Source organism: Escherichia sp. TW14182 (genome assembly GCF_000208525.1).
Classification (GTDB): domain Bacteria; phylum Pseudomonadota; class Gammaproteobacteria; order Enterobacterales; family Enterobacteriaceae; genus Escherichia; species Escherichia ruysiae.
This window is the reverse complement of sequence record NZ_AEJZ01000493.1, coordinates 1-598: the sequence shown is the minus strand read 5'-3', so window position 1 is coordinate 598 and position 598 is coordinate 1. Positions and strand designations below refer to the sequence as shown.

At 45.0% G+C, this 598-nt stretch carries 1 protein-coding gene; it reads right to left on the bottom strand.

What is annotated here, in order from left to right:
- Positions 1-2: 2 nt before the first annotated feature.
- Entirely contained in the window at positions 3-485 is a 483-nt protein-coding gene (locus tag EQY_RS0123595; RefSeq protein WP_000423582.1) for a DUF1441 family protein, read from the bottom strand.
- Positions 486-598: the final 113 nt, after the last annotated feature.

The window sequence follows — 598 nt, the reverse complement described above, 5'->3', positions numbered from 1 at the left end:
ACTCATCTTGCACATGCAGGCCAGCCATTATCTGAATCGCTTTCTGCAATTTTTCTCGCCATTTCATCACGTAGATCATCAATAATGCGTTGCACTCGCATGACTGCAGAAGGCTGGAGAGCGCAATCGCGCTCAAGAATATCCGGCAACGTTTCCAGCACCATGACTACGGCTTTAGCCAGAGATGAATATTCACGGGCCACCTCTTCGACAGGGAGTAATTCACGTGAAGCTGCTTCAAATTTCAGCCTTTCATTTTCTGACTGATACCAGGCTTTCCGATCCTGTGGTGACATTTCCCCATTTTCTTTCATTGATGGGGTTAGTAGTGCCTGAAGTGCCGGGCCGAGTTCATACAGTTTAAGATTCTCACCATTCCCGCCAACAAGCTCCAGTTCACGCAAACGGCGTGAAACAAGATTTCGATTCATGCCTACCAGGTCTGCCAGTTGTGAGACATTAACCCGCATTTTGCTCAGCTCCACTTTATCACCTCACTGCACGGTCGCTTTTTCAACAAAACAAATCAATAATGTTAAAAATCAAAGCATTAAACTTATGCTGCTGCACGCATAAAATATCAAAAATCTCTCGATTT